Source organism: Pandoraea sp. NPDC087047, from assembly GCF_044745225.1.
Classification (GTDB): Bacteria; Pseudomonadota; Gammaproteobacteria; order Burkholderiales; family Burkholderiaceae; genus Pandoraea.
This window is the reverse complement of sequence record NZ_JBIUZU010000001.1, coordinates 34,639-55,912: the sequence shown is the minus strand read 5'-3', so window position 1 is coordinate 55,912 and position 21,274 is coordinate 34,639. Positions and strand designations below refer to the sequence as shown.

The window sequence follows — 21,274 nt, the reverse complement described above, 5'->3', positions numbered from 1 at the left end:
TCCCTGTCTGACGTGCAAACGTCAGGCGGCTTCGGCGCACCCGGCGCCATCGGGCAGACCGAAGTCCGCCGGGAAATGTTCGAGCGTGGAGCGCACGGGGAACGGCGTCATGCCGCCCATCGCGCACAGCGAGCCCGCCACCATCGTGTCGCAGAGGTCATGGAGCAGTTGCACCTGACGCGAGGACGCATCGCCGCGCCGGATGCGCTCGATCACCTCGACACCGCGCGTCGATCCGATACGGCACGGCGTGCATTTGCCGCACGACTCACGCGCGCAGAACTGCATCGCATAGCTGGCAAGCCCGGCCATGTCGGCCGTATCGTCGTGGACGACTACGCCGCCGTGACCGACCACCGCGCCGATGGCCGCATACGCCTCGTAGTCCATTGGCACATCCCACTGAGCGGGCGGCAGATAGGCGCCCAACGGCCCGCCGACCTGAATGGCCTTGGCGGGACGCCCGCTGGCCGTGCCGCCACCGAAGTCGTCGAGCAACGTGCGCAGCGTCACGCCGAACGCCAGCTCCACCAGCCCGCCGCGCCGTACATTGCCCGCCAGTTGCACCGGCAGCGTGCCCTGAGAGCGGCCCATGCCGAACTCGCGATAAACCTCGGCGCCATGCGCGAAGATGAACGGCACGCTCGCGAGCGTCATCACGTTGTTGATGAGCGTCGGCTGCCCGAAAAGCCCCGCCAGCGCCGGAATCGGCGGCTTGGCGCGCACCACGCCGCGCTTGCCTTCGAGGCTTTCGAGCAGCGCCGTTTCCTCACCGCAAATGTACGCCCCCGCCGCTTTCGCCACGCGCAGCTCGCACGCCCGCCCCGACCCGAGCACATCGGGACCGAGCCACCCTGCGCGTCGCGCCACGGCAATGGCCGCCTCAAGCGTCGCGATGGCATGGGGATACTCGCTGCGTACGTAGACGATGCCCTCGCTCGCCCCCACGCTCAACGCGGCGATCGCCATCCCTTCGATCAGCACGAACGGATCGCTTTCCATGATGAGCCTGTCGGCAAACGTGCCGGAATCGCCTTCGTCCGCGTTGCAGACAACGTACTTCTGCGTCGACACCGCCCGGCTCACCGTGCGCCACTTGATGCCAGCAGGGAAGGCAGCGCCGCCGCGTCCGCGCAGTCCTGAGTCAAGCACGGTCTGACAGGCGGCCTCGGCATCGAGCGCGAGACAGGCGCGCAGCCCCGCGAGACCGCCGTGCGCTTCGTAGTCGGCCGGGTCCAGCGGATCGGTCACGCCCACGCGCGCGAACGTCAATCGTTGCTGACGCGCCAGATAAGGGATCGCCTCCACCCGTCCGACGCACGCCGGCATGGCGTCTGCCCAACTGCCGTCAGGATTTTCTGCGAGGACGTTGCGATCGGCATCCTGCGTCGCGCAAACGGGCCAGCCGCTGTCGAACAACACGGCGACCTGCGCCGCCTGCACATTGGCGTAGCCCACGCGCCCGGACGGCGTCGCCACTTCAACCAGCGGCTCCAGCCAGAACAGTCCGCGCGAGCCGTTGCGCACGAGGTCCACGGCCACGCCGCGCCGTGCCGCTTCCGCTGCCACAGCCTGCGCGACCTTGTCGGCGCCCAACGCCAGCGCCGCCGAATCGCGGGGAATGTAGATGCGATAGACGCCTTGGGGTGCCTGCTTAGACGATTCAGTCATGGCGCCCCTCCTCACGCACGGAGGCCGCCGCGAGCAACGCATCGAAACGCGCAGGACTGACGCGGGCGTGCAACTCGCCGTTGATGGTGACGGCCGGGGACAACGCGCATTGCCCGAGGCAATACACCGACTCCACGCCAACGCCGTCACACGGCTCGCCATCGATGCGGGCGCCGGTGCAGGCCTCGACATGCGCGACGAGCGCTTCGCCGTCGCGACTGCGACACGCCTCCGCGCGGCAGACCTGCACGACGGTCGGTGGCGGCGGCGCACTGCGGAAGTGGTGATAGAAGGTGATGACGCCGTGCACTTCGGCGCGAGAGAGATTCAAGGCTGCGGCGATGGCCGGCACATGGGCCGGATCGACGTAGCCCTCGCTGTCCTGCAACGCATGGAGCAGCGGCAACAACTCATGCATACCGCTGGCGTAACGCGCCAGCAGCGGCGCGAGCGTCGCATGAGGGGTGGGCACCATCTCGAACGGTCTCCTGGGGCAAAACGGCACCTCATATGTTCTTGATTGCATATGATGGCGGCACGTTTCTGGGGGCTCAGTCATTAGGACATTAGTGCAAACGCCCTAGCGCAACAAGCCTCGTGGAAATACCGATGGCCCGACTCAACTGTTTTCGATGCATAGCAGCATGCCGCGAACGCATGCACCGCGCGGGGCCGACGTCTACCGCGGAAAATCGTTGTGCATCCAATATGCATCCAATTACATATGAGGCTCACCCTAACGACGGGAACGCCTCGGACAGCGGCGTCACACGGCCGGTCGTCCCTTCGCCGTATCCGGGAATGGCGTGCACCGCCTGGCGGTATTCGCCGCTCTGAAGAATCTCCAGCAGCGCCTGCAAGTGCGGCGAATCGCTGCCGCTCTCTGGAAACATCAGGCAATAACGTTCGGTGAGGATGGGGATGAAATCGAGCCCGAACTGGCTCGCCGCGGCTTCGATGGCAAGGCCGGCGTCCGCACGGCCGCTCGCGATATAGGCAGCCACGGCGGCGTGCGTGAACTCGATGTTCTCTGCCCCCGCGATGGTGGACGGATCGATGCCGTCGCGCGCCAGCAGCAGATCGAAAATGATACGCGTGCCCGAGCCGCGCTCCCGGTTCGCGAACCGTGCGCCGGTGCGCGGGAGATCGGCAAGCGTGCGAATGCCGAGCGGATTGCCGCGCGCGACGAGCAGGCCGAGGCGCCGTGTCGCGACGTCCGCCACGTGGTACGACTTGCCCTTGAGCAGCGACACATAGTGATCCAGCACGGGCTCCGCGAGCTCACCGATGGGCACGTGAAAACTCGCCACTTCGCATTCGTGCTTCGCCAGCGCGGCAATTGCCTCGATGCTGCCGCGATAGCTCACGTCGATCGGCAACGCGGCGCGTCCCGCGAAATCGACCAGCGCCGCCACGGCCAGTCCGTGACTGGCGAAGAGCCGCAATTGATCGCTTTCCTGAAGCAGCAGGGCGTCGAGTTCGGTTTGCAATTCCGACGCCATCGTTTCCAGCAGTGGCCCCAGCCGCGCCTGCAAGCGCTTCTGGCCCCACAGCAGCCGTTGCGCGAGCGGCGTGAGCACCGCGCCACGCCCGCGTGCCATCGTGAGCAACGGCGCGCCCATGAGCGACTCGACTTCCTTCACGTGCCCCCACGCCCCCCGATAGGACTGGCCGAGCACCTGGCTGGCCGCTTGCAGATTGCCGTGCGCCTGCACCTCCGTGAGCAACGACAGCACCTTGTCGAGCGGGAGATCGCTGCCGTCGTGACGAAAACGGAGCTGCGGTGCAATGGAAATACGCTTCATGGGCTCACCTTATATGCTATTCATTGCATAAATAAATCTATGCAAAATCCTGATAAGATGCTTGAAAACGTCGATTTAACAGGCATCTAAGCATCGACATTCGTGCGCAAGCATCGGCGCAATGTCTCGTAATTATGCATCAATTTGCCTATTTGACGTCAATCGTTTCCTTTGGCCGCTGCGCCCCCCCTTAAGTCGACGCAGCACGTCAGTCACTTTTGTCAGAGCCCGCGTCATGTCTGCCCCGAAAATTGCCCCGTACGATCGCCCCGCCGGCGGTTGGGGCGCGCTCAAGAACGTCGCCATCCAACTCGTCACCCAAGGTATCCCGCTCAAAGGCGCGCGCACGCTGCTCAGCGCTAACCAGCCCAGCGGGTTCGATTGTCCGGGCTGCGCCTGGCCGGACCGCGAGCACGCCTCCACATTCGAGTTCTGCGAGAACGGGGCCAAAGCGGTGGCTGCCGAGGCGACCAAACGCCGTGTCACGCCCGAGTTTTTCGCCGCGCACAGCGTGACCGAATTGCTTGAACTCGACGATTACACGCTCGAAGGCTATGGACGCCTCACGCATCCCATGCGCTACGACGCCGCCACGGACCGCTACCTGCCCATCGCCTGGGACGCCGCCTTCGCCATGATCGGCGAACATCTGCGCGCCCTGCCCGATCCGGATCAGGCCGCGTTCTACACCTCCGGGCGCACCAGCAACGAAGCGGCCTTCCTGTACCAACTCTTCGTACGCCAGTACGGCACGAACAACTTCCCCGACTGCTCGAACATGTGTCACGAGCCCACGAGCGTGGGCCTGCCGCCTGTCGTCGGTCTGGGCAAAGGGACCGTGACGCTCGAAGACTTCGAGCTGGCGGACACGCTGCTGCTGTTCGGGCAGAACCCCGGCACCAACCATCCGCGCATGCTCGGCGAGCTTCGCGAGGCGGCCAAGCGTGGCGCGACCATCGTGTCGATCAACCTGTTGCACGAGCGTGGGCTGGAGCGCTTTGCCGATCCGCAAAGCCCGGGCGAAATGCTGAGCATGGGCGGCACGGCCATTAGCGGTCATTACGTCACCCCCGCGAGCGGCGGCGACTTCGCGTTTGTGAAGGGCGTCATCAAGCACGTGCTCGAACGTGACGCCGAAGCCCGCGCGAACGGCGAGCCCGCCCTGCTCGACGACGCCTTCATCGCCGAACACACGCACGGCTTCGATGACTTCGCCGCCGACGTGCGCGCCGAGCGCTGGGACGATCTCGAACGCGCATCCGGCATTTCGCAGGCGCAGATGTGCCAGATTGCCGACGTCTATCTGCGTGGCGAGCGTGTCATCGCGACCTGGGGCATGGGCATCACGCAGCACAAGCAGGCCGTTGCAACCATCCAGATGATCGTCAACCTCATGCTCCTGCGAGGCAATATCGGCCGGCCGGGCGCGGGGCTGTGTCCGGTGCGCGGCCACAGCAATGTGCAGGGCGATCGCACCGTTGGCATTAACGAAAAGCCCACGGCCGCATTCCTCGACCGGATCGGGGAAGTGTTCGACTTCACCCCGCCGCGACACGAAGGCCTCGGTGTGGTCGACACGATCTCGGCCATGCTCAACGCTCGCATCAAGGTCTTCATCGGCATGGGCGGCAATTTCGCAATGGCCACGCCCGACACGCCGCGCACCTGGGACGGGTTGCGTCAGTGCGATCTGACCGTGCACGTCGCGACGAAACTCAACCGCAGCCATCTCGTGCATGGCCGCGAGGCCCTGATCCTGCCCTGCCTCGGACGCACGGAAATCGACATGCAGAACGGCGCCGTGCAAGGCGTGACCGTCGAAGATTCGATGAGCATGGTGCACCTGTCATACGGCATCAACGCCCCGGCGTCCGAACATCTGCGCTCGGAGCCGGCCATCGTCGCCGGCATGGCACAGGCCACGATGGGCCGTGCCGTCGGCGGTCACGACGACTGGCACTGGTACACCGAGGACTACGACCGCATTCGCGACGCCATCGCCGCCACGTTCGACGACTTCGCCGATTTCAACCGTCGTGTACGGCACCCGGGCGGTTTCCGTCTGTCGGTTCCGCCGTCGGAGCGCCAATGGCTCACCGCCAACGCACGCGCGAACTTCACCACGCACCCGCTGCCGCAGGAACTGCCCATCGACGTGGCCCGCAAGCAAGCGGGCGCACGCGGTGCCGACGTGCTGCAACTCGCCACGATTCGCTCGCACGACCAGTACAACACCACGATCTACGGGTTGAACGATCGGTATCGTGGCGTGTTCGGGCAGCGCCGCGTGGTCTTCGCGAACGTGGAGGATCTGGACGCGCGTGGCTTGCGCGCGGGCGAGCGTGTGGATGTGGTCGGTGTGTGGAACGATGGCATTGCGCGCCGTGCCGACGACTTCCTGCTCGTCGCCTACGACATTCCGCGCGGCTGCATCGCCGCCTACTACCCCGAGACCAACGGGCTGGTGCCGCTCGACGCCATTGCCGATGGCGCGGGCACGCCGACATCCAAGTCGATACCGGTGTTGCTGGAGCGCCGTCTTGCCTGACACCCCGGCGGAGGTCTTGCCCGATAACGGCGTCGAACTGGCGCAAGCGGAGCAGGACCTCGCACGTCTGCTGCAAACACTGGCCGACGCCCGGCGCGAAGGCCGCGAATCCCTCTCGCTTGCGCGCCTGGCCAAGCGCAGCACGCTGCCCATGAGCACGCTGCTGCGCTATCTCAACGTGCTCACGCAAGCGGGCTGGGTCGCACTCGAAGACGGCGAGCGAGGCCTGCGTCTTGCGCGTCTGACGGAGGCGGGCACCGCGCAGTACGACAGCCTGCAATAGCGGCCCCGTAGCGCGCCAATAATGCGCCACTAATGCGCCAATACCCGGCCGGCCGCCTATGACGGAAATGCAACGAAAGTAAGGCGCGGCAACGAGCTGCAACACGACTGACACATTTCCATCCCGGATCGCGACATACACTCTCGTCGCCACAGTACCGGGCCGTACCCGATTTGCGTAGTATGGCGTCCAGCACAGGGCTTTTTCTTTGCTTTGCGTTACGTTACGTCAAGTCACGGAGACCTCATGGAGCATGTCGCTGCGCGTTCGGCCGGGATCGACACCGCCACGCCCGCCCCCAGCGCCACCGTCGCAGCCGAAACGATGGCCTCGCCGGCGTTGTGGCGTCACGCCAAACCGTCGCGCTGGAATCCCTGGCTGATCGGCCTGACGGGGCTCACCGGACTCTGGCAGTGGCTGGGGCTGGGATGGGCGCTGCGCCATTGGGGCGAGATGGCCGCCCTGACCTTGCTGCCCGTACTGCTGCTCACGCCCATGCACTGGGGTCTCATTCACGAGTCCATTCACGGACAACTGCGCCTGAAGCCTCGCGCCAACGAGCGCACCGGCCGCGCGCTCTCCCTGTTTCTCGGATTGCCCTTCGAAATCATGCGCTTCGGGCATCTGATGCATCACCGTTTCACGCGTCAACCGTTCGATCAGCCCGATATTTCGACGCTGCCCGCCAATGCGCCGCTGGCGCCGCGCGCGAAGCAATGGCTCGGCTACCAATCGCGCCTGCTCGGGGGGATGTGGCTCGCGGAAGTGTTCGCCCCGCTCATCACGTGGATACCCGTCAAACGTCTGCCTGCGCTCGCCCTGAGCGCACTCGGCAGCGATCCGCAAGATGAAGACGTGCGCCGTCGCGCGGTGATGTTCGCCTCCGATCCGGTGCGACGCCGCCGAGTGCAACGCGACTTTCTCGTCATGCTCGTCGCGCTGGGTCTCGCGGTATGGGCTTACGGCCCGTGGTGGCCGGTGTTCGTCGCGTCTTTCGTTGCGCGCGGCATGTGGCTGTCGATTGCCGACAACTTGCCGCATTACGGCGTGGCGATGGACGAACCGGCGCGCGCCCGCAACTTCCACGCCTCGTCTCTCGGCCGCGTGCTCGTGCTCAATCACCAGTTGCATCGCGTGCATCACCAGTACCCGACCGCACCGTGGCATCTGCTGCCGGCCATCCATGCCGCGCAACCAACCCCCGGCCCCGTGATCCCCTATTGGCGCGCCGTGCTTCGCCAGTTTCAAGGGCCGTTGCCGGCCAGCAGTCTTGTTGCTGATGCTTACGCCGCGGGTGCGGCGTAAGCATCACCCTTCGGCCGCCACTCGTTCAGCCCGCCTGCCAGACGACGACGCCTTGCGCGTCGTTGTCTCTCCACTGCGCATTACCTCCCCGCATCTATCGAATCTGATAGGAATATTTCGGGATTTTTTTGAATCGTGATATAAATGCGAATCGTTTTCGTTAACGTTTTGGCCGTCGTTCTCCTGAATATCTGACCGAAGCGTTTGACGGGAACCGTTTGTGGATTTGTTTCGCCAGCCACGTCGCCCAAGGGCGGCGTTTTCATTTCTTGCTTGCGCGGCCTCTTTTTTTAGCGATTCCCGAGCATGTTGATTGTATTGGCCATTGCACTGGCATGGCTGGCGGGCGGTGCCTGCTACCTCACTTCGGAACACCAGCGATTGCGCGCACAACGCCTCGCTGCCCAACCGGCGCGAGCGCTCGCGCTGGCCGCTGCCATCGCCTGCCTCGTGTGCTGGTGGCTGGCCGCCGGCGCGTCGGCCGGCATCGCATCGGCCTTCATGTCGCTGTGCTTCGGTCTGCTGTTCTGGCCCTACGCCGCTGGCGGCTGGCATTGGCTGCGCGGAGACACCCATGTGGAGTAGAACCTTCGCGGGCCTCGTGCTCGGCTTTTTCGCCGCGATCGCGCTGTGCGGCGCGTTCGCGTACATGACGCCTGCGGGCTGGCAACATGCCGCCATCCCCGTCATCGCCCTCTTCCCGCTCGTGTGGCTCGGCCTGTTCGCCGTGGTCTACGCGAGCCGCACCGCCGCACACGCGTGGATCGGCCTGGGTGCCACCACCGTTGTCGCTTGGGCCGCGCTGTTGTTGGCACGCGCTGTCTGGTAAGGATCATCCGATGCGCGCCCAAACCCTGCGTCAATACCTGAGTGTCCATACGTGGGCCGGCATCGTTGCCGGCTTCGCGCTGTTCGTCGCCATGCTCGGCGGCGCCCTGACCGTCTTCCATCACGAGATCGAACGCTGGGAGCAACCGGCCACGCGCCACGTGCCGCTCTCACTCGCCCAGACAGAGCAACTTGCCGACATGGTGCGCGCGCAGTTTCCCGCCGCGCGTGAGCACATGGGCGTGGTACTACCCAGTCACTCCTCGGTGCCTTTCGCCTATTGGCTCCAGCCCAGCGGAGCGTGGATGCAGGCGAGGCTGCGTCTGAATGCCGACGGCAGCGCCGCGTCGCTCGTGACGGGAGACGCTCGCCCCGGCCTGTCGAACGCCATCAACGCCTTGCATTACTCGCTGTTGGTGCCCACGTACGGTCTGTATCTGATGGGCGTGGTGTCGCTCTTTTACGGCATGGCGCTGATCTCCGGCGTGATCGTGCATCTGCCGCGCGTGACGCGCGACATCTTCGCACTGCGCCCCGGACGCAACCTCAAGCGCTTCTGGCAAGACGCGCACAACGCCATTGGCGTGCTGAGTCTGCCGTTTCACATCATCTTCGCGCTGACCGGCGCCCTGTTGTGCCTGAGTGTGCCGCTGATGATGGCGTTCAACGTGCTGACGTTCCAAAACAAGCTCACGCCGCAGTTCGAGCAGATGACGGGCTCGGTGCCCGCGAAGATGGCACCGGTCGACGGCAAGCCGCTCGATCTTCAGGCGGTACTCGCGCGCGCCGAACATGCCGCTCCCGACGTGGAGGCGACGGCCGTCGCGTGGTCGCGCTACGGCCAGCCGGACGCGGTGGCCGAGGTCTACGGCGAAGCCAACGATTCGCTCGGCGTGTTCGCGGCGGTGGCCGTGCGTCTGAATGACGGCGCCATCGTCGGCCAGCACAGCCCCGGCGTGCGAGACGTGAACCACGCCGTGCTGAGCATGATTTACGGTGCGCACTTCGGCAACTTCGCGGGCGACGCCATGCGTTGGGTGTATTTCGTCCTCGGCCTGATGGGCGCGGTGCTGGTCTACAGCGGGAATCTGCTTTGGCTCGAGTCGCGCCGCAAACGTAATACCGCCCTTCAGCCCGCCAACTTGCGCTGGATGGCGAAGGCTACCGCCGGGGTGTTTCTCGGCACGTGTCTGGGGATCGCCGTGGCATTCGTCGGCGCGCTCGTCGCGCCCGGCACGACGGCGCTGTCGATCTTCGTCGTCACGATTGCGCTCTCGCTGCTCTTCGCGGCGCTCACTGCCCCGGCAGTCGCTGCGACCGGCCTGCTGGTGGCGACGGCGCTCGTTTGCCTCTCCATCCCCGTGGCCGATGCGCTGCTCACCGCCGACAATCTCGTGCGCACGATCGCCGATGGCGACTGGGTGCTCGCCGGGATCGATCTGACCGCCATCGTCAGTGCCGCGATCTTCGCGCTGTTTGCCCGCGCAACGTGGCGTCGCGCGCGTCGCGGCGATCCCAACAGCGTCTGGGCGCAACCGGCCGCCAGCGAACACGTGGCGGCGTCCGCCTCGGACAGCGAGGCCAAGGCGTAGCACAAAGACTGGACCGATAAAACAACAGCGCTGCCCGAGCAGCCGGATCCCGCGCGAATTGAGCGCAGACGCAGGCAAGCCCGTCGCGGTCATTGCCTGCACTCCCCCACAAAAAAAGATCGATTCACGACGGATGCGTCGGCACACGGCGCGCGGAGTTGGAATTGTCGCAAGCGAGCGGCACGCCGCGCGGACGCCTGCGCGTGAGCCTGCCGATGGTCAGTTCACTGGTGCTGCCTGTGCTCGGCGACTTCATGCGTCGATACCCGGACATCGAGCTGGATCTCGACTTCTCGGATCGTCTGGTGGATGTCATCGAAGAAGGATTCGATGCCGTGGTGCGTACGGGCGAGCCCGTCGATTCCCGGTTGACGGCCCGCAAACTCGGCGAATTTCGCTCGCACCTCGTGGCCTCGCCGGCCTATCTGCAGCAGCGCGGCGCACCGGTGACCCCGGCCGATCTCGCGCAACATACGTGTCTGCATTACCGCTATCCGAACAGCGGCAAACTCGAACCGTGGGGGTTGAGGCCAGCACCCGGCGAGCCTGCGGTGCAGATTCCCATCTCCATGGTCTGCAACAACATCGAGACGCGCATGTGCTTCGCCCTTCGCGGACTCGGCATCGCCCACCTGCCGGACTTTTCAGTCCGCGAAGCGCTCGACGACGGCCGTCTCCAGCCGGTTCTCGCCGACTACACGCAGCGTACCGGCGTGTTCCATGTCTTGTGGCCAGCGAGCAAACATCCCTCCCCCAAAGTTCGGGCACTGGTGGATTTCCTCTGCGCGAACGTTTTTCCCACGTCAGTAGCCTGAACGGCTGCGGCAATGAAAAATCCCCCAAGGGCATGCCAATGGCCGGTCCTTGGGGGATTTTTCACGCTGGCGCTGTCAAGCAGCGGCGGCGTCAGTCCTTAGCCGATCTTAGCCGACGAACGCGCGCTCGACCAAGTAATGACCCGGGGCATGGTTGTGACCTTCGACGAAGCCGCGCTTTTCCAGCAGCTCGCGCGTGTCCTTGAGCATGGCCGGGCTACCGCACAGCATGACGCGGTCGTTTTCCGGCGAGAACTCCGGCAGACCGATGTCCGTGAACATCTTGCCCGAATCCACCAGCTCCGTAATACGGCCCTGGTTTTCGAACTCTTCACGCGTGACCGTCGGGTAGTAGATCAACTTGTCGCGGACATACTCGCCCAGGTACTCGTGCTCGGGCAGATGCTGCGTGATCAGGTCGCGGTACGCCAACTCGCTGGCGAAACGGCAGCCGTGCACCAGAATGATGTGCTCGTAGCGATCGTAGACTTCCGGATCGCGGATGATACTCATGAACGGCGCGAGACCCGTGCCCGTCGAGAGCAGGTACAGGTTCTTGCCCGGCAGCAGGTTGTCGTTGATGAGCGTGCCGGTCGGCTTGCGGCCAACGATGACCTTGTCGCCCGGCTTGATGTTTTGCAGACGCGAGGTCAGCGGGCCGTCCTGCACCTTGATGCTCAGGAACTCCAGCGCTTCCTCGTAATTCGCGCTCGCCATGCTGTAGGCGCGCAGCAGCGGCTTGCCTTCCACTTCCAGGCCGATCATGGTGAACTGGCCATTGACGTAACGGAACGAAGCGTCGCGAGTGGTCTTGAAGCTGAACAACGTGTCGGTCCAGTGGTGGACTTCCAGCACGGTCTGTTGATTCTGAATGCTCATATTGACTTGACGTTTGGCAGAGGACGGGGGCACGGCACATCGGCGTGGCTGGCCGGGCAGACTGCCCGAACGGCCGGAATCGCCTGAGATGTGCTTTCGCGAGCCATCCTTGACGGCCCTGATGCCCGAACTCCAGGCGCATCAGGTGTACGCACTTTCGATTATGGACGGGAAAACCCGACTATTTTACCCCAATTGGGAATTGCTTTCATTTGTCCCCAACGTCTTTTCCGGCATATCGATATACCTGTCAGGCATATCACGCGGGGCTATCCGATCAGCGGTATCCGTCCGGATTCTGATGCTGCCAGCGCCAGTGGTCGGCGCACATGCGCGCCAGGTCGTACTGCGCGCGCCAGCCCAGCAGTGCCTGCGCGCGCGACGCATCGGCGTAGCACGTGGCAATGTCGCCGGGACGCCGCCCGACGATGTCGTAAGGAATCTCGCGTCCGCTCGCCAGCGAAAACGCCCGGACGACGTCGAGCACGCTGCTCCCCTGCCCGGTACCGAGGTTGACGGTGAAGCCTTCGTCGCCCTCTCTCAACCGGGATAGCGCCGCCAGATGGCCTCGCGCGAGATCCACCACATGCAGATAGTCGCGCACGCCGGTGCCATCAGGCGTTGGCCAATCGCCCCCGAAAACCTTGAGCCTCGCCAGGCGCCCGACGGCCACCTGCGCAACGAACGGCATGAGGTTATTGGGAATATCGTTCGGATCTTCGCCAATCAGGCCACTTTCATGCGCACCCACCGGGTTGAAGTACCGCAGCACCGCCACCCGCCAACGCGGGTCGGCACTCACGAGATCGGCCAACATCTGCTCGGCCATGCACTTGGTATGGCCGTAGGGGTTGGTCGCGCGCAACGGGGCGGACTCGACGATCGGCACACTGTCCGGGTTGCCATACACCGTCGCCGACGAGCTGAATACGACATCGCGCACATCGTGACGCTCCATCGTTTCGAGCAGCGTGACCAGACTTCCGATGTTGTTCCGATAGTAGCGCGTGGGCTTCGCCACAGACTCGCCCACCGCCTTGAGCGCCGCAAAATGAATCACGCTATCGATCCGGTGGCGCGAAAAAGCGGCCTCCATGACGTCTGCGGAGCACACGTCGCCCTCGACAAACACAGGCGCCCGTCCGGCAATGCGTTCGATGCGCTCGACGGCGTCGCGACGGCTGTTGCAGAGGTTATCGACGATGACGACGTCATACCCGCCCGTCAACAGTTCGACGCACGTATGCGAGCCGATATAGCCGGCCCCGCCGGTAACGAGAATGGTGCCCAGATTGTTCATGAGGAAGCCCTGGCGACGCCCGTGTGGCGCCACCGATTCGCACACAGGTGCGCGACGGTTGCAATTGCGGAAGCGGGGATGTTACTCCAGCCACGATGGGCGTGCCAACGGGCCATTCCCCTCGCGGGTGACGCGTGCTGTCGTCATGCGGCCCAGGATTGTCGCGTCGGGGAAAACTATGCGCGCTTTCCCATGTAGGTGTCGTATTCGAGCGCCCCGAGACGTCGCCACAGACGGTGCATCCCGAGCCCCACCACGCACAGTAGCGCTAGCGCGAATCCGTAGCCGTACAGCACCGGACCGTAATGCAGGCTGATCCCCGTGAAGGCGGCATTAAGTACGAGCAGCAGCGCGGTGAGAAGTAGCACGTCGCGCCGCCGGTCCAGATAGAACAGCACGTTGAGCACCCCGAGCAGGAGCACCTGTAACCCGGCCGAGATGACGTCGATGCGCAGCAGCGGCTGCCACGCGCTGGGCACACCGACGAACCGAAGCAAATCTTCCCCGAACGCGAAAACGAGCAGCGTCACGACCGCCTGCACCTTGAAGATTTCGTAAAGCCCGGTGCGCACCGAGCGCACCATCGACACGCGCGAGGACGAAATCTGCCGCAGCGTGCCGCCGTCACGCACGGCGTCGAAAAACCCGGAGTAGGCTTCGGCAAAATCGGTCTCGATACGCAGCAGGAACACCGCCATGCCCGGAATGACACACAGGTACGACAGCAGCACCGGCAGATCGTAGAGCGGCGCCGCACGCAGCGGACCGATGATGACCATGCCCGTCGCGGGCCACGCCCAGAACATCAGCTTGTCGATCCAGATCCCCAGCCCGAAGCACAAGCCGACGCCGACCAGCGAGAGCCGCAGATTGCGCGGCACGAAAACCGCCCAGGACAGCCATGTGGTGGTCCGGTAATTACGCGCGACGATGACCGTAAACCCCAGCAGCAACGCCGTGTGGCCGATGACGAAGCCCCCGAGCAGGCCCGTGAGGCCAAAGCGCCCCAACAGCACGGCGCAAACGACCGTCAGGCTGTAACCCGCGCAGAACACGCCGAGAATCGCGCGATATTGCTTCACGCTGGTGAGGAACAGCACCACGATCCATAGATTGCCGAGCAGCACGAAGCCGATCCACATCAGCCAGCGATACGCGAGCGGCTGAGCGGCAAAAAGCGTTTGCGACAGCACCAGCCCCATGCCACCGAGCACGACCGTCGTCACCAGCGACACGGCGTTCAACGACGGCATCACCGCGTGCGGATCACCGGCAAAGAGCCGATCGCTCAGGTGGCGCGTGAAGGCCAGTTGAATCAATCCGGTGACGATCACGCTCGATGCGATCAGATACGTCACCGATACCTGAAATTGCATGAGCACGGCCTGTGGCTGAATGTGCGTCAAACTCATCAACCCGACGAGCACCACCCCGACCATCGATAACACCAGCGGCCCGGCACTGATGATCCCCGCGTAGCTGTACGCGGCAACGGTGCCCGACAGCGTGTCGCTGCGCAGCAGACGCCTCAACTCGAAACCGATCCCCGCCATCAGCCCTCGCCCTCCGTGGTTGTCTGAACGGCTGGCGCACCCTCATCCCGCCCATGCGCCCCGTCCATCCACCGCTCGTACAGCGCGCGGTAGGCGTCGCGCATGGTATCGAGCCGGTAGTACCGCTCCACACGCGCGATGCCAGCCCGGCTCGCCGCGTGCCACGCCGCCGGCTCCAGCACCTCGACGATGGCGGCGGCCAGCGCTTCGGGATCGGCCATGGGCACGATGCGTCCCGAACGACCGAGCGCGCGGTCCTTCGCGCCGTTGCCTTCGACCAGTTGCCGGCATGCACCCACGTCCGTCGCCACAACCGGCACACCCGCGGCGGCGGCTTCGAGCATGACCAGGGGCAACGCTTCGGAGACGGACGACAGGGCGAGCACGCCGATTTGCGGCAACACCGATTCGACGGCGCGATATCCCATAAACCTCACCTGATACGCCATCCCCAGACTGGCCGCCATGTCGCGACATTCCTGCGCATAGGCCCGGTCTTCCGTCTCGGGCCCGACGATCCAGCCCTGTATGTCCGGCCGAGCGCGGTAGGCAATGAAGATTGCGCGCAAGAACGTCTTGATGTCCTTGACCGGCACCACGCGCCCGATAAGGGCGACCACCGGCGCAATGTCGTCCTGCTCAGTCTTTGCGCCGGACGCGGCCCAGGGCTCGCGCCGCGCAACGCGTAGCGCCGCAAAACGAGGGATGTCGACGCCGTTGGCGATACTGCGCGTCTTGTGCTCGGGCGCGCCGTCACTTAACTGACGCTGACGCCCGCCGTCGTACAACGAGACGATCTCGTCCGCCGTGTCGTAGCACACCCTGCCAATGGCCTCGAAAAACCGCATCCAGAGGCTCTGAAAGTAGCCCACACGCGAAATATCGCGCTCGAACGGGCCACGGTTGTCCCGCAGCCATTCACTCTGTAGCAAATCGAGCTTGCGCTCCTTCGTATAGCTGCCGTGCTCGGTCACCAGCAGCGCACGCCCCGTCGCCATACGCAGCATCGCCCCCAGCAGCCCGGCATATCCCGTCGAGACCGTGTGGTACATGCGCGCCGCCGGCATGGACCGCGCAATCGTTGCCAGTTGCCAGATCGGCTTGTGCATCGCGCGAATCGTCCAGAAGTAGTCCGTGAACGACGGGTCGTGGCAGAAACGTTCGTAGCGCTCGGTGATGAACGCCCACGCCCGCTCGCTGTGAAGGAACTCCGGCTGCGCCAGCGGTTGCCCGTCGCGCAACATCGGCAGAATGCGTGCGAGCATGCTGCGCAGTGCGTCGACCTCCATGAAGGGCGCCGCGTCGGGCCGCGCTTCGTGACGCTGGCGAAAGAGATCGTGCATTCGTGAGATCTGCGCGAAAGCGTCTGCGCCCGACACATTTTGGCGCGACGGGCGTACGCGCTCGCTCGTGTCGGGCGAGGCGCTGGACGTCTCGTAAAGGTAATGCGCCTCGAAATGGGTAACATTCCCCGGCATCGCGTAGACCGGGGCACCGTAGTCGTCGCGACGGCTGCCGATGAATACGACGGAGAACGTGAGCTCGGGGAACGCGCGAATCAGTTGGTCGACCCACGACGACACCCCGCCCCGGACGTAGGGGAACGTGCCTTCCAGCAGTAGCGCGATGTCGGCAATGTCGGCTTGTGGCGCGGCATGCGGCAACCCCGCCGGGGGTTGCGTGGATGGCGACCCGGGAGAATCGCTATGTGTGGACGAGGACATGAGCGCTAGCGTGTCCAGAAACGCACGGCGGGCTGGACCACGGGCGAGGCCGTCGCGGTGGGCGAGCCTTTGGCGCCCGACACCCCCGCGCCGAGTCCGCCGAGCAATTGCGCAACGCGATCGTACCGGCGTTTCTGAAACGCCGCCTCGGCCAGCCACGGCAGCAGACGCTCGGTCGGGAAGCTGTGGAACTGCGCCTGACGCAGGTGCATCTCGGCCACCTCGGGACGCTCGCGCAGCAGCGCACACCGGCCGAGCAAGTACCACATGGAGGCGTCGTCTTCGTGCTGCTCCAGCGCCTCGCGCGCAAACTGCTCGACGCGCTCAAGCGTGAAGCGCAGCACTTCGCCACGCACGAGATTCTGGTAAATCAGCTCCCAGTAGAGTTGCGCGAGACACCGGCACGCGTGCGCGCGTTCGTCCTCGTCCGGCGCGCTCTCGTGGCGCTCTCGCATCGCGTAGATCTGCTGCATGATGCGTTTCTCCAGCCCGTCGAGAATGCCGTATGCCAGCAAACGCACCTCCTCCACCGGATCGGCGAGCAGGTCGCGGGCAATCTCGCTCGTCACCCGGGAGGGCAGCGCCTGCACCGAAATCAACGCGGCCACCCGGTCGTCGCGCTCACCCCGGACGTTGCGCAATCGCGCGCGCAACCGCATCCCCGCGCCGTGCCGTACGCGCGTGACCAGATGCGAGACGAACCCCGGCGTCTCTACCTTACCGGCGGCCAGCGAAGTACGCGGCGGCGGGAACAGATAGCCCAGCAGCAACACGCCGCCCACGACCACCATCCCCGCAGCCGGCAAGAAAAAGGCGAATAGCGCGATGTGCCAGAACACGCGGCGTCTCGCGCGGTAACTGGCTGGCAGCACGCAGGTGACGAAACCACCGGCGAGCAGCGCCGCTACGGCTTGCCATGCGAGCCCGGCCGGCATGGCGTCGGGCAGGATGGCCGTGGCGGACGAGGCCGACGAGGCAACCGAAGCACTGGCCAGCGCCTCCCAGACGCCGGTTTGCAGCACCACACGCAGCGCCTGAAACTGCGCAGCCAACGCGAGCACCGCCAGCCCCGGCGTCAGCCCCCATCGCAACCAGCGCGCGTCGGGCGCATCGCCGCGCCGCCGCAGCCGCCAGCTCGGCTTCGCGTGGCCGCCGGGTGAGCGGTGTTCAGCGGGATGCTCAATCGCGGGGGCGCAGACGCGCTCAGCGGTGTGCTCGGCGCCGAGATCAAAGGGGGGATCGGGAGCGCGTTCAGGCATGGTCGACGCAACGCTCCATCAGTTTGAGCAGGCCGTCGCCGGGCGCCTCGGCGTCGACGTGCGCCGTATGCACCGCAATGTGACCGCTCTGAAAATCGACTTCGTACTGCTCGCGCAAAAGTGTCTCGACGCGCATCAGGTATCCGTCGATACCGTGCTCGTCCGTAATCGGCATCAACGCGATGGCGATTTGCTTGCGCGGCGTGCCGATGGTCCACATGGCGTCCAGTGCCCGGCGCTGGCGCACCGTCTGCTCGAAGAGCGAGTCGCCGCGAGCGCCGCGCGGGAACGCCAGCGCCACGAGCGACGACTCGATGCCACTCGCCCGCTTGAGCCGCGCCAAACGCCCCAGTTCAAGCGCGAAATCGTATGGCGCTTGCGGCACCGAAGCCCGGACGCCCGCTACCAGCGGCTGATGCGCCACGCCGTCCGCGTAGTAAGCGAGCAACACCAGCAACAATTGCAGATTGTCGTGATTGAGCGCGAGAAACGGCATGCGACGCACGATCAGCACGCTGGTCAGCGAGCCATCCGCGTCAAGTAACGGTGCGCAGGCGAGATAGGGGCTGGCGTCGCTCGCGGTGTCGTCGCCTGTCACGTGGGCAAGCGTGCCCTCTCGCAGGCAATGCCGCACGAGTGGGTCGTCGGCATCCGGCTCGAAGCCCTCGCCGACGCGCGCGACAGGAGTCGTCACGAGCCGGTCGCCACGCACCAGGAACATCGACGCGACTTCGATCTGGCACGTCAGCGCAGCGAATTCGAGCATCGGCTGAGCGTTCGGCAACCCTCCCGCAGGACCGTGCAGGTCGCCCGCGCGCCGCGCCGTGAGCTCGCGCAGACGTGTCAACGCATCGCGCAACGTGACCGGGCGCGCCAGCAAATCGCGCTCCAGCCGCTCGTGCGAGACACGCAACAGATAGTGGTTGTGTGTAATCGCGACGAGGCGGTCGCTGTAGTACGCATTGATGCCCTGAGACCGTTGCGCACGATGGGACCAGATGTCGCAGAAGTGCCCCGCAATCAGTGTCGCCGTCATGCCCCCGGCGAAATGCACCATCGGGAACGGTCCGCCAGCCGCGTAGAGAAAGTGCCAAGCCACCGCGAGCGTTACCCCACTCACGACACCGGCCAGCGAGCCGTACCGCAGGGCGCCAACGAAAGCGACCAGCCACAACCACGGGAATTGCGCCGAGAGCAGCAAGGGATCGTCGGGACGCAGTCGCCACGCGATGAGCACGGCAAGCAGTGTGATTGCCAGAACCTCAAGCAGCGCGAAGGGACGTGCAACGGCCGGCGCGATTCGTCGCCCCCACCCGCCCAGATTGCCGAGCGGCTGGGAGCGCCGCACGCGCGCGGACGACGTGAAGGTGGCCGACGTGGCGGACGCCGATGACGCGGAAGACGCAGAGGACGCGGAAGACGATGACGACGCAGCGTACGAAGCGAACGAGGGGGAGGAAGGCGATGAACGCGACGAGGTCGACGAAGGCAACGAGGGCGAAGCGCTCGCCTGTTCGGCGTCGTTGGGCGTGGCGGCAGTCACGTGACGTTTACGGAAATGGGGATCAACCGGGTACCCGGGTGCCGAAAACAACGCACCCTACAGACGCAAGCCATCGAAATGCCCGATATGAAACGCGGGCGCTCGCGCAGAAATTGCGCGATGGCGATTGGCATGATTCCCCGTTATCAGAAGGTGCCCGGCCCGGCCTTTTCGTGATTCATGCCTGGGTCCAGGGCGACGGATCGACAGTTCCCATGGAAAGCCCCGTCGTTCCCGTCCCGCGAGTCCTGCGCGCCGGGACGGCCTTTGACTGCTGATCCGAACTGATCTCTTATGTTTGACAGAAGTGAACTTTACACACGCTCAGTCCCACTTTCGTCCCCATTTTTGCGCGCCGCAAACCCGCATGAATCCGTCAGGATACCGATTTACCCTCGAATGTGAACGGGCCATCGTACGGGCCGACGTAGGCCAGATGCGTGCGCAATCCGCTGCCCGGTTGCCACAGATGCAGGGCGAACCCCGGGGGCTCGAGCGTGATCGACCCCGGTTCACCGGGCGCAAGCCCCAGCGTGATCTGATGCGCGGTCGAAACACAGGTGCTCGCCATGATTCCGGGCGCCCCTTCCACGCCGGCCTGAATGCTGCGATGCAGGTGCCCGCAGATCACCCGCTCGATGTGACCGTGACGTGATGTCACACGAGCGAAACCTTCGCGCCCTTGTGCCGAGAGACCATAGCCGTCCATGAATTCGATGCCCGTGTCGAACGGCGGATGATGCATGGCGATGATGGTCGGGCGGCCGGCGCAGGCGTGAAGTTGCTCGTCGAGCCAGGCCAGACGAGCGTCACACAAATGGCCGCCGGCACTCGGCGGATCCTGCGTATCGAGGGCCAGCACGGTGAGCGGCCCCAGATCGACGCGATACTGCACGAATTCGTTGCCGGTGCGCAAATAGGCATGCTCCGGAAATGCGTCGCGCAACCCTTCGCGATGATCGTGATTGCCCACGAGCAGATACAACGGAATTTCGAGGCCGGCCAGACACTCGCGAAGTACTTCGTATTCCGATGGGTATGGCGTATCGATCAGATCGCCGGTGGCGATGACGGCGTCGGGACGCGGCGTCCAGCGGTTGAGGGTGGCGATCGCTTGGCGCAGGGCGCGAGCGGTGTCGACGCGTCCGCATGCGAGCACACCGGGGCGTGTGATGTGGAGATCGGTGATCTGACAGAGCAGCATGAAGGCGCTTCCTTGAGAGTCAATACGACGCACCGACGAGGCCTGCCGTCGCCCTTCGAGTGTAGGACGCACGCAGCCGCCGGTGATGCCGGTTATCTATCGGGCGGCGCCACGCTAGCCACTGCAAGTGACACGCCAATGAATTCCCACCATTCGGCGAAATGACAACAGCGATGTCAACCAAACGTCACCCGCATACGCAAGCCATTAAACGCTAGGGAAACCCCCAAAGCCCGCCCAGCAAGGGATTGCGCGGCAGCATGACCGGAGATGCCCGCATTTACCGGGGTTTTACACCCAAGAACAAGAAAATACGCGGCACAGCGCGACAAAATCACCGCAAACCGTTGTCAGGACTGGCCCACAGCCCGCCGATGGCTCTATAATGCGGCAGCCCGGCCAGTGCCGGCGCCCTCTCGATGCGTAACAAAACAGGTCTTCGGATCGTGTTCACGTTACGTGCCGCGAAGGCGACACTCTGGCGTAAGCCGCGTGCCTTATGGCGCGGATACAACACCGACACTCGTCAAATGACGAAAGTGTTAGAGTTGTCGCCGGTATTCACCACCTCTCAAGGGAAACACACATGAACAAACAGGAACTGATCGACGCCGTCGCTGGCATTACGGGTGCAAGCAAGGCTCAAACCGGCGAAACCCTCGACAAGCTGCTCGAGGTTGTCAAGACGACTGTTGCCAAGGGCGACACGATCCAGTTGATCGGCTTCGGCTCGTTCGGTTCGGGCAAGCGTGCTGAACGTACCGGCCGCAACCCGAAGACCGGTGCAGAGATCAAGATCCCGGCAGCCAAGACGGTGAAGTTCACGGCTGGCAAGGCGTTCAAGGACGCTGTGAACAAGAAGTAAAACCAGTTGCGCGCAGGCCGGCATCCGTGCCGGCCTATCTTTTTTGCTCGCGTTTCCGCCCTGCGGCGTGCAGCAATGGATAGCCGTCACATCATCCTCT

18 protein-coding genes and 1 pseudogene are annotated in these 21,274 nt (G+C 64.7%); 9 read left to right on the top strand and 10 right to left on the bottom strand.

Translation table 11 applies throughout. The features are described from left to right. Nucleotides 1-21: 21 nt before the first annotated feature. The 3 genes from ACIPHM_RS00235 to ACIPHM_RS00225 all read right to left on the bottom strand — a co-directional run bounded on the left by ACIPHM_RS00235 (nucleotide 22) and on the right by ACIPHM_RS00225 (nucleotide 3,476). Nucleotides 22-1,671 carry a formate dehydrogenase beta subunit gene (locus ACIPHM_RS00235; RefSeq protein WP_400323080.1) on the bottom strand — a complete coding sequence of 550 codons (1,650 nt, stop codon included), beginning with the start codon at nucleotides 1,669-1,671 and terminating at the stop codon, nucleotides 22-24. After that, nucleotides 1,664-2,146: an NAD(P)H-dependent oxidoreductase subunit E gene (locus tag ACIPHM_RS00230; protein WP_400323077.1), complete on the bottom strand. Its 483-nt coding sequence runs from the start codon at nucleotides 2,144-2,146 to the stop codon at nucleotides 1,664-1,666. The genes ACIPHM_RS00235 and ACIPHM_RS00230 overlap by 8 nt, the downstream gene beginning before the upstream one ends. A 256-nt stretch (nucleotides 2,147-2,402) precedes the next feature. Next, nucleotides 2,403-3,476, bottom strand: coding sequence for a substrate-binding domain-containing protein (locus ACIPHM_RS00225; protein WP_400323074.1), 1,074 nt, complete (start codon nucleotides 3,474-3,476; stop codon nucleotides 2,403-2,405). 235 nt (nucleotides 3,477-3,711) lie between these two features. Between ACIPHM_RS00225 and ACIPHM_RS00220 the strand changes: the two genes are divergently transcribed. The 7 genes and pseudogenes from ACIPHM_RS00220 to ACIPHM_RS00190 form a co-directional block, all read left to right on the top strand. Beyond that, nucleotides 3,712-6,024 (top strand): FdhF/YdeP family oxidoreductase, encoded by a 2,313-nt coding sequence (locus ACIPHM_RS00220; RefSeq protein WP_400323071.1) that lies wholly within the window; start codon nucleotides 3,712-3,714, stop codon nucleotides 6,022-6,024. Beyond that, nucleotides 6,017-6,307, top strand: coding sequence for a helix-turn-helix domain-containing protein (locus tag ACIPHM_RS00215; protein WP_400323068.1), 291 nt, complete (start codon nucleotides 6,017-6,019; stop codon nucleotides 6,305-6,307). The genes ACIPHM_RS00220 and ACIPHM_RS00215 overlap by 8 nt, the downstream gene beginning before the upstream one ends. A 246-nt stretch (nucleotides 6,308-6,553) precedes the next feature. Beyond that, entirely contained in the window at nucleotides 6,554-7,612 is a 1,059-nt protein-coding gene (locus tag ACIPHM_RS00210) for a fatty acid desaturase family protein (RefSeq protein ID WP_400323066.1), read from the top strand. Nucleotides 7,613-7,918: 306 nt separating this feature from the next. Further along, complete coding sequence (locus ACIPHM_RS00205; RefSeq protein ID WP_400323064.1) at nucleotides 7,919-8,197, top strand: hypothetical protein; 279 nt, start codon at nucleotides 7,919-7,921, stop codon at nucleotides 8,195-8,197. Beyond that, on the top strand, nucleotides 8,187-8,441 hold the full coding sequence (locus tag ACIPHM_RS00200; RefSeq protein WP_400323061.1) for a hypothetical protein: 255 nt from the start codon (nucleotides 8,187-8,189) through the stop codon (nucleotides 8,439-8,441). Before ACIPHM_RS00205 ends, ACIPHM_RS00200 begins: the two co-directional genes overlap by 11 nt. 10 nt (nucleotides 8,442-8,451) lie before the next feature. Next, a complete protein-coding gene (locus tag ACIPHM_RS00195; protein WP_400323058.1) occupies nucleotides 8,452-10,032 on the top strand; it encodes a PepSY-associated TM helix domain-containing protein in 1,581 nt (526 codons plus the stop codon). Nucleotides 10,033-10,184: 152 nt separating this feature from the next. Then, nucleotides 10,185-10,847: pseudogene (locus ACIPHM_RS00190) on the top strand (LysR substrate-binding domain-containing protein); the annotation flags it as partial. A gap of 108 nt (nucleotides 10,848-10,955) precedes the next feature. Here ACIPHM_RS00190 and ACIPHM_RS00185 read toward each other — a convergent pair. The 6 genes from ACIPHM_RS00185 to ACIPHM_RS00160 all read right to left on the bottom strand — a co-directional run bounded on the left by ACIPHM_RS00185 (nucleotide 10,956) and on the right by ACIPHM_RS00160 (nucleotide 18,799). Next, entirely contained in the window at nucleotides 10,956-11,726 is a 771-nt protein-coding gene (locus tag ACIPHM_RS00185) for a ferredoxin--NADP reductase (RefSeq protein WP_400323055.1), read from the bottom strand. A gap of 277 nt (nucleotides 11,727-12,003) precedes the next feature. Further along, a complete protein-coding gene (galE, locus tag ACIPHM_RS00180; protein ID WP_400323052.1) occupies nucleotides 12,004-13,026 on the bottom strand; it encodes a UDP-glucose 4-epimerase GalE in 1,023 nt (340 codons plus the stop codon). Between the two features lie 176 nt (nucleotides 13,027-13,202). Continuing rightward, entirely contained in the window at nucleotides 13,203-14,579 is a 1,377-nt protein-coding gene (gene pelG, locus ACIPHM_RS00175) for an exopolysaccharide Pel transporter PelG (protein ID WP_400323049.1), read from the bottom strand. Further along, nucleotides 14,579-16,303: a GT4 family glycosyltransferase PelF gene (pelF, locus tag ACIPHM_RS00170; RefSeq protein ID WP_400323046.1), complete on the bottom strand. Its 1,725-nt coding sequence runs from the start codon at nucleotides 16,301-16,303 to the stop codon at nucleotides 14,579-14,581. Before pelF ends, pelG begins: the two co-directional genes overlap by 1 nt. A gap of 5 nt (nucleotides 16,304-16,308) precedes the next feature. Next, nucleotides 16,309-17,562 carry a lipopolysaccharide N-acetylglucosaminyl transferase gene (locus tag ACIPHM_RS00165; protein ID WP_400323043.1) on the bottom strand — a complete coding sequence of 418 codons (1,254 nt, stop codon included), beginning with the start codon at nucleotides 17,560-17,562 and terminating at the stop codon, nucleotides 16,309-16,311. Next, nucleotides 17,555-18,799: a PelD GGDEF domain-containing protein gene (locus ACIPHM_RS00160; RefSeq protein WP_400323040.1), complete on the bottom strand. Its 1,245-nt coding sequence runs from the start codon at nucleotides 18,797-18,799 to the stop codon at nucleotides 17,555-17,557. The genes ACIPHM_RS00165 and ACIPHM_RS00160 overlap by 8 nt, the downstream gene beginning before the upstream one ends. Between ACIPHM_RS00160 and ACIPHM_RS00155 the strand changes: the two genes are divergently transcribed. Next, a complete protein-coding gene (locus ACIPHM_RS00155) occupies nucleotides 18,792-19,109 on the top strand; it encodes a hypothetical protein (protein WP_400323037.1) in 318 nt (105 codons plus the stop codon). The genes ACIPHM_RS00160 and ACIPHM_RS00155 overlap by 8 nt on opposite strands. A 372-nt stretch (nucleotides 19,110-19,481) precedes the next feature. Here the strand turns inward: ACIPHM_RS00155 and ACIPHM_RS00150 are convergent, their stop codons facing one another. Then, a complete protein-coding gene (locus ACIPHM_RS00150) occupies nucleotides 19,482-20,309 on the bottom strand; it encodes a phosphodiesterase (RefSeq protein ID WP_400323034.1) in 828 nt (275 codons plus the stop codon). Nucleotides 20,310-20,895: 586 nt separating this feature from the next. Here ACIPHM_RS00150 and ACIPHM_RS00145 point away from each other — a divergent pair. Further along, complete coding sequence (locus tag ACIPHM_RS00145; RefSeq protein ID WP_400323031.1) at nucleotides 20,896-21,174, top strand: HU family DNA-binding protein; 279 nt, start codon at nucleotides 20,896-20,898, stop codon at nucleotides 21,172-21,174. Nucleotides 21,175-21,274 lie beyond the last annotated feature (100 nt).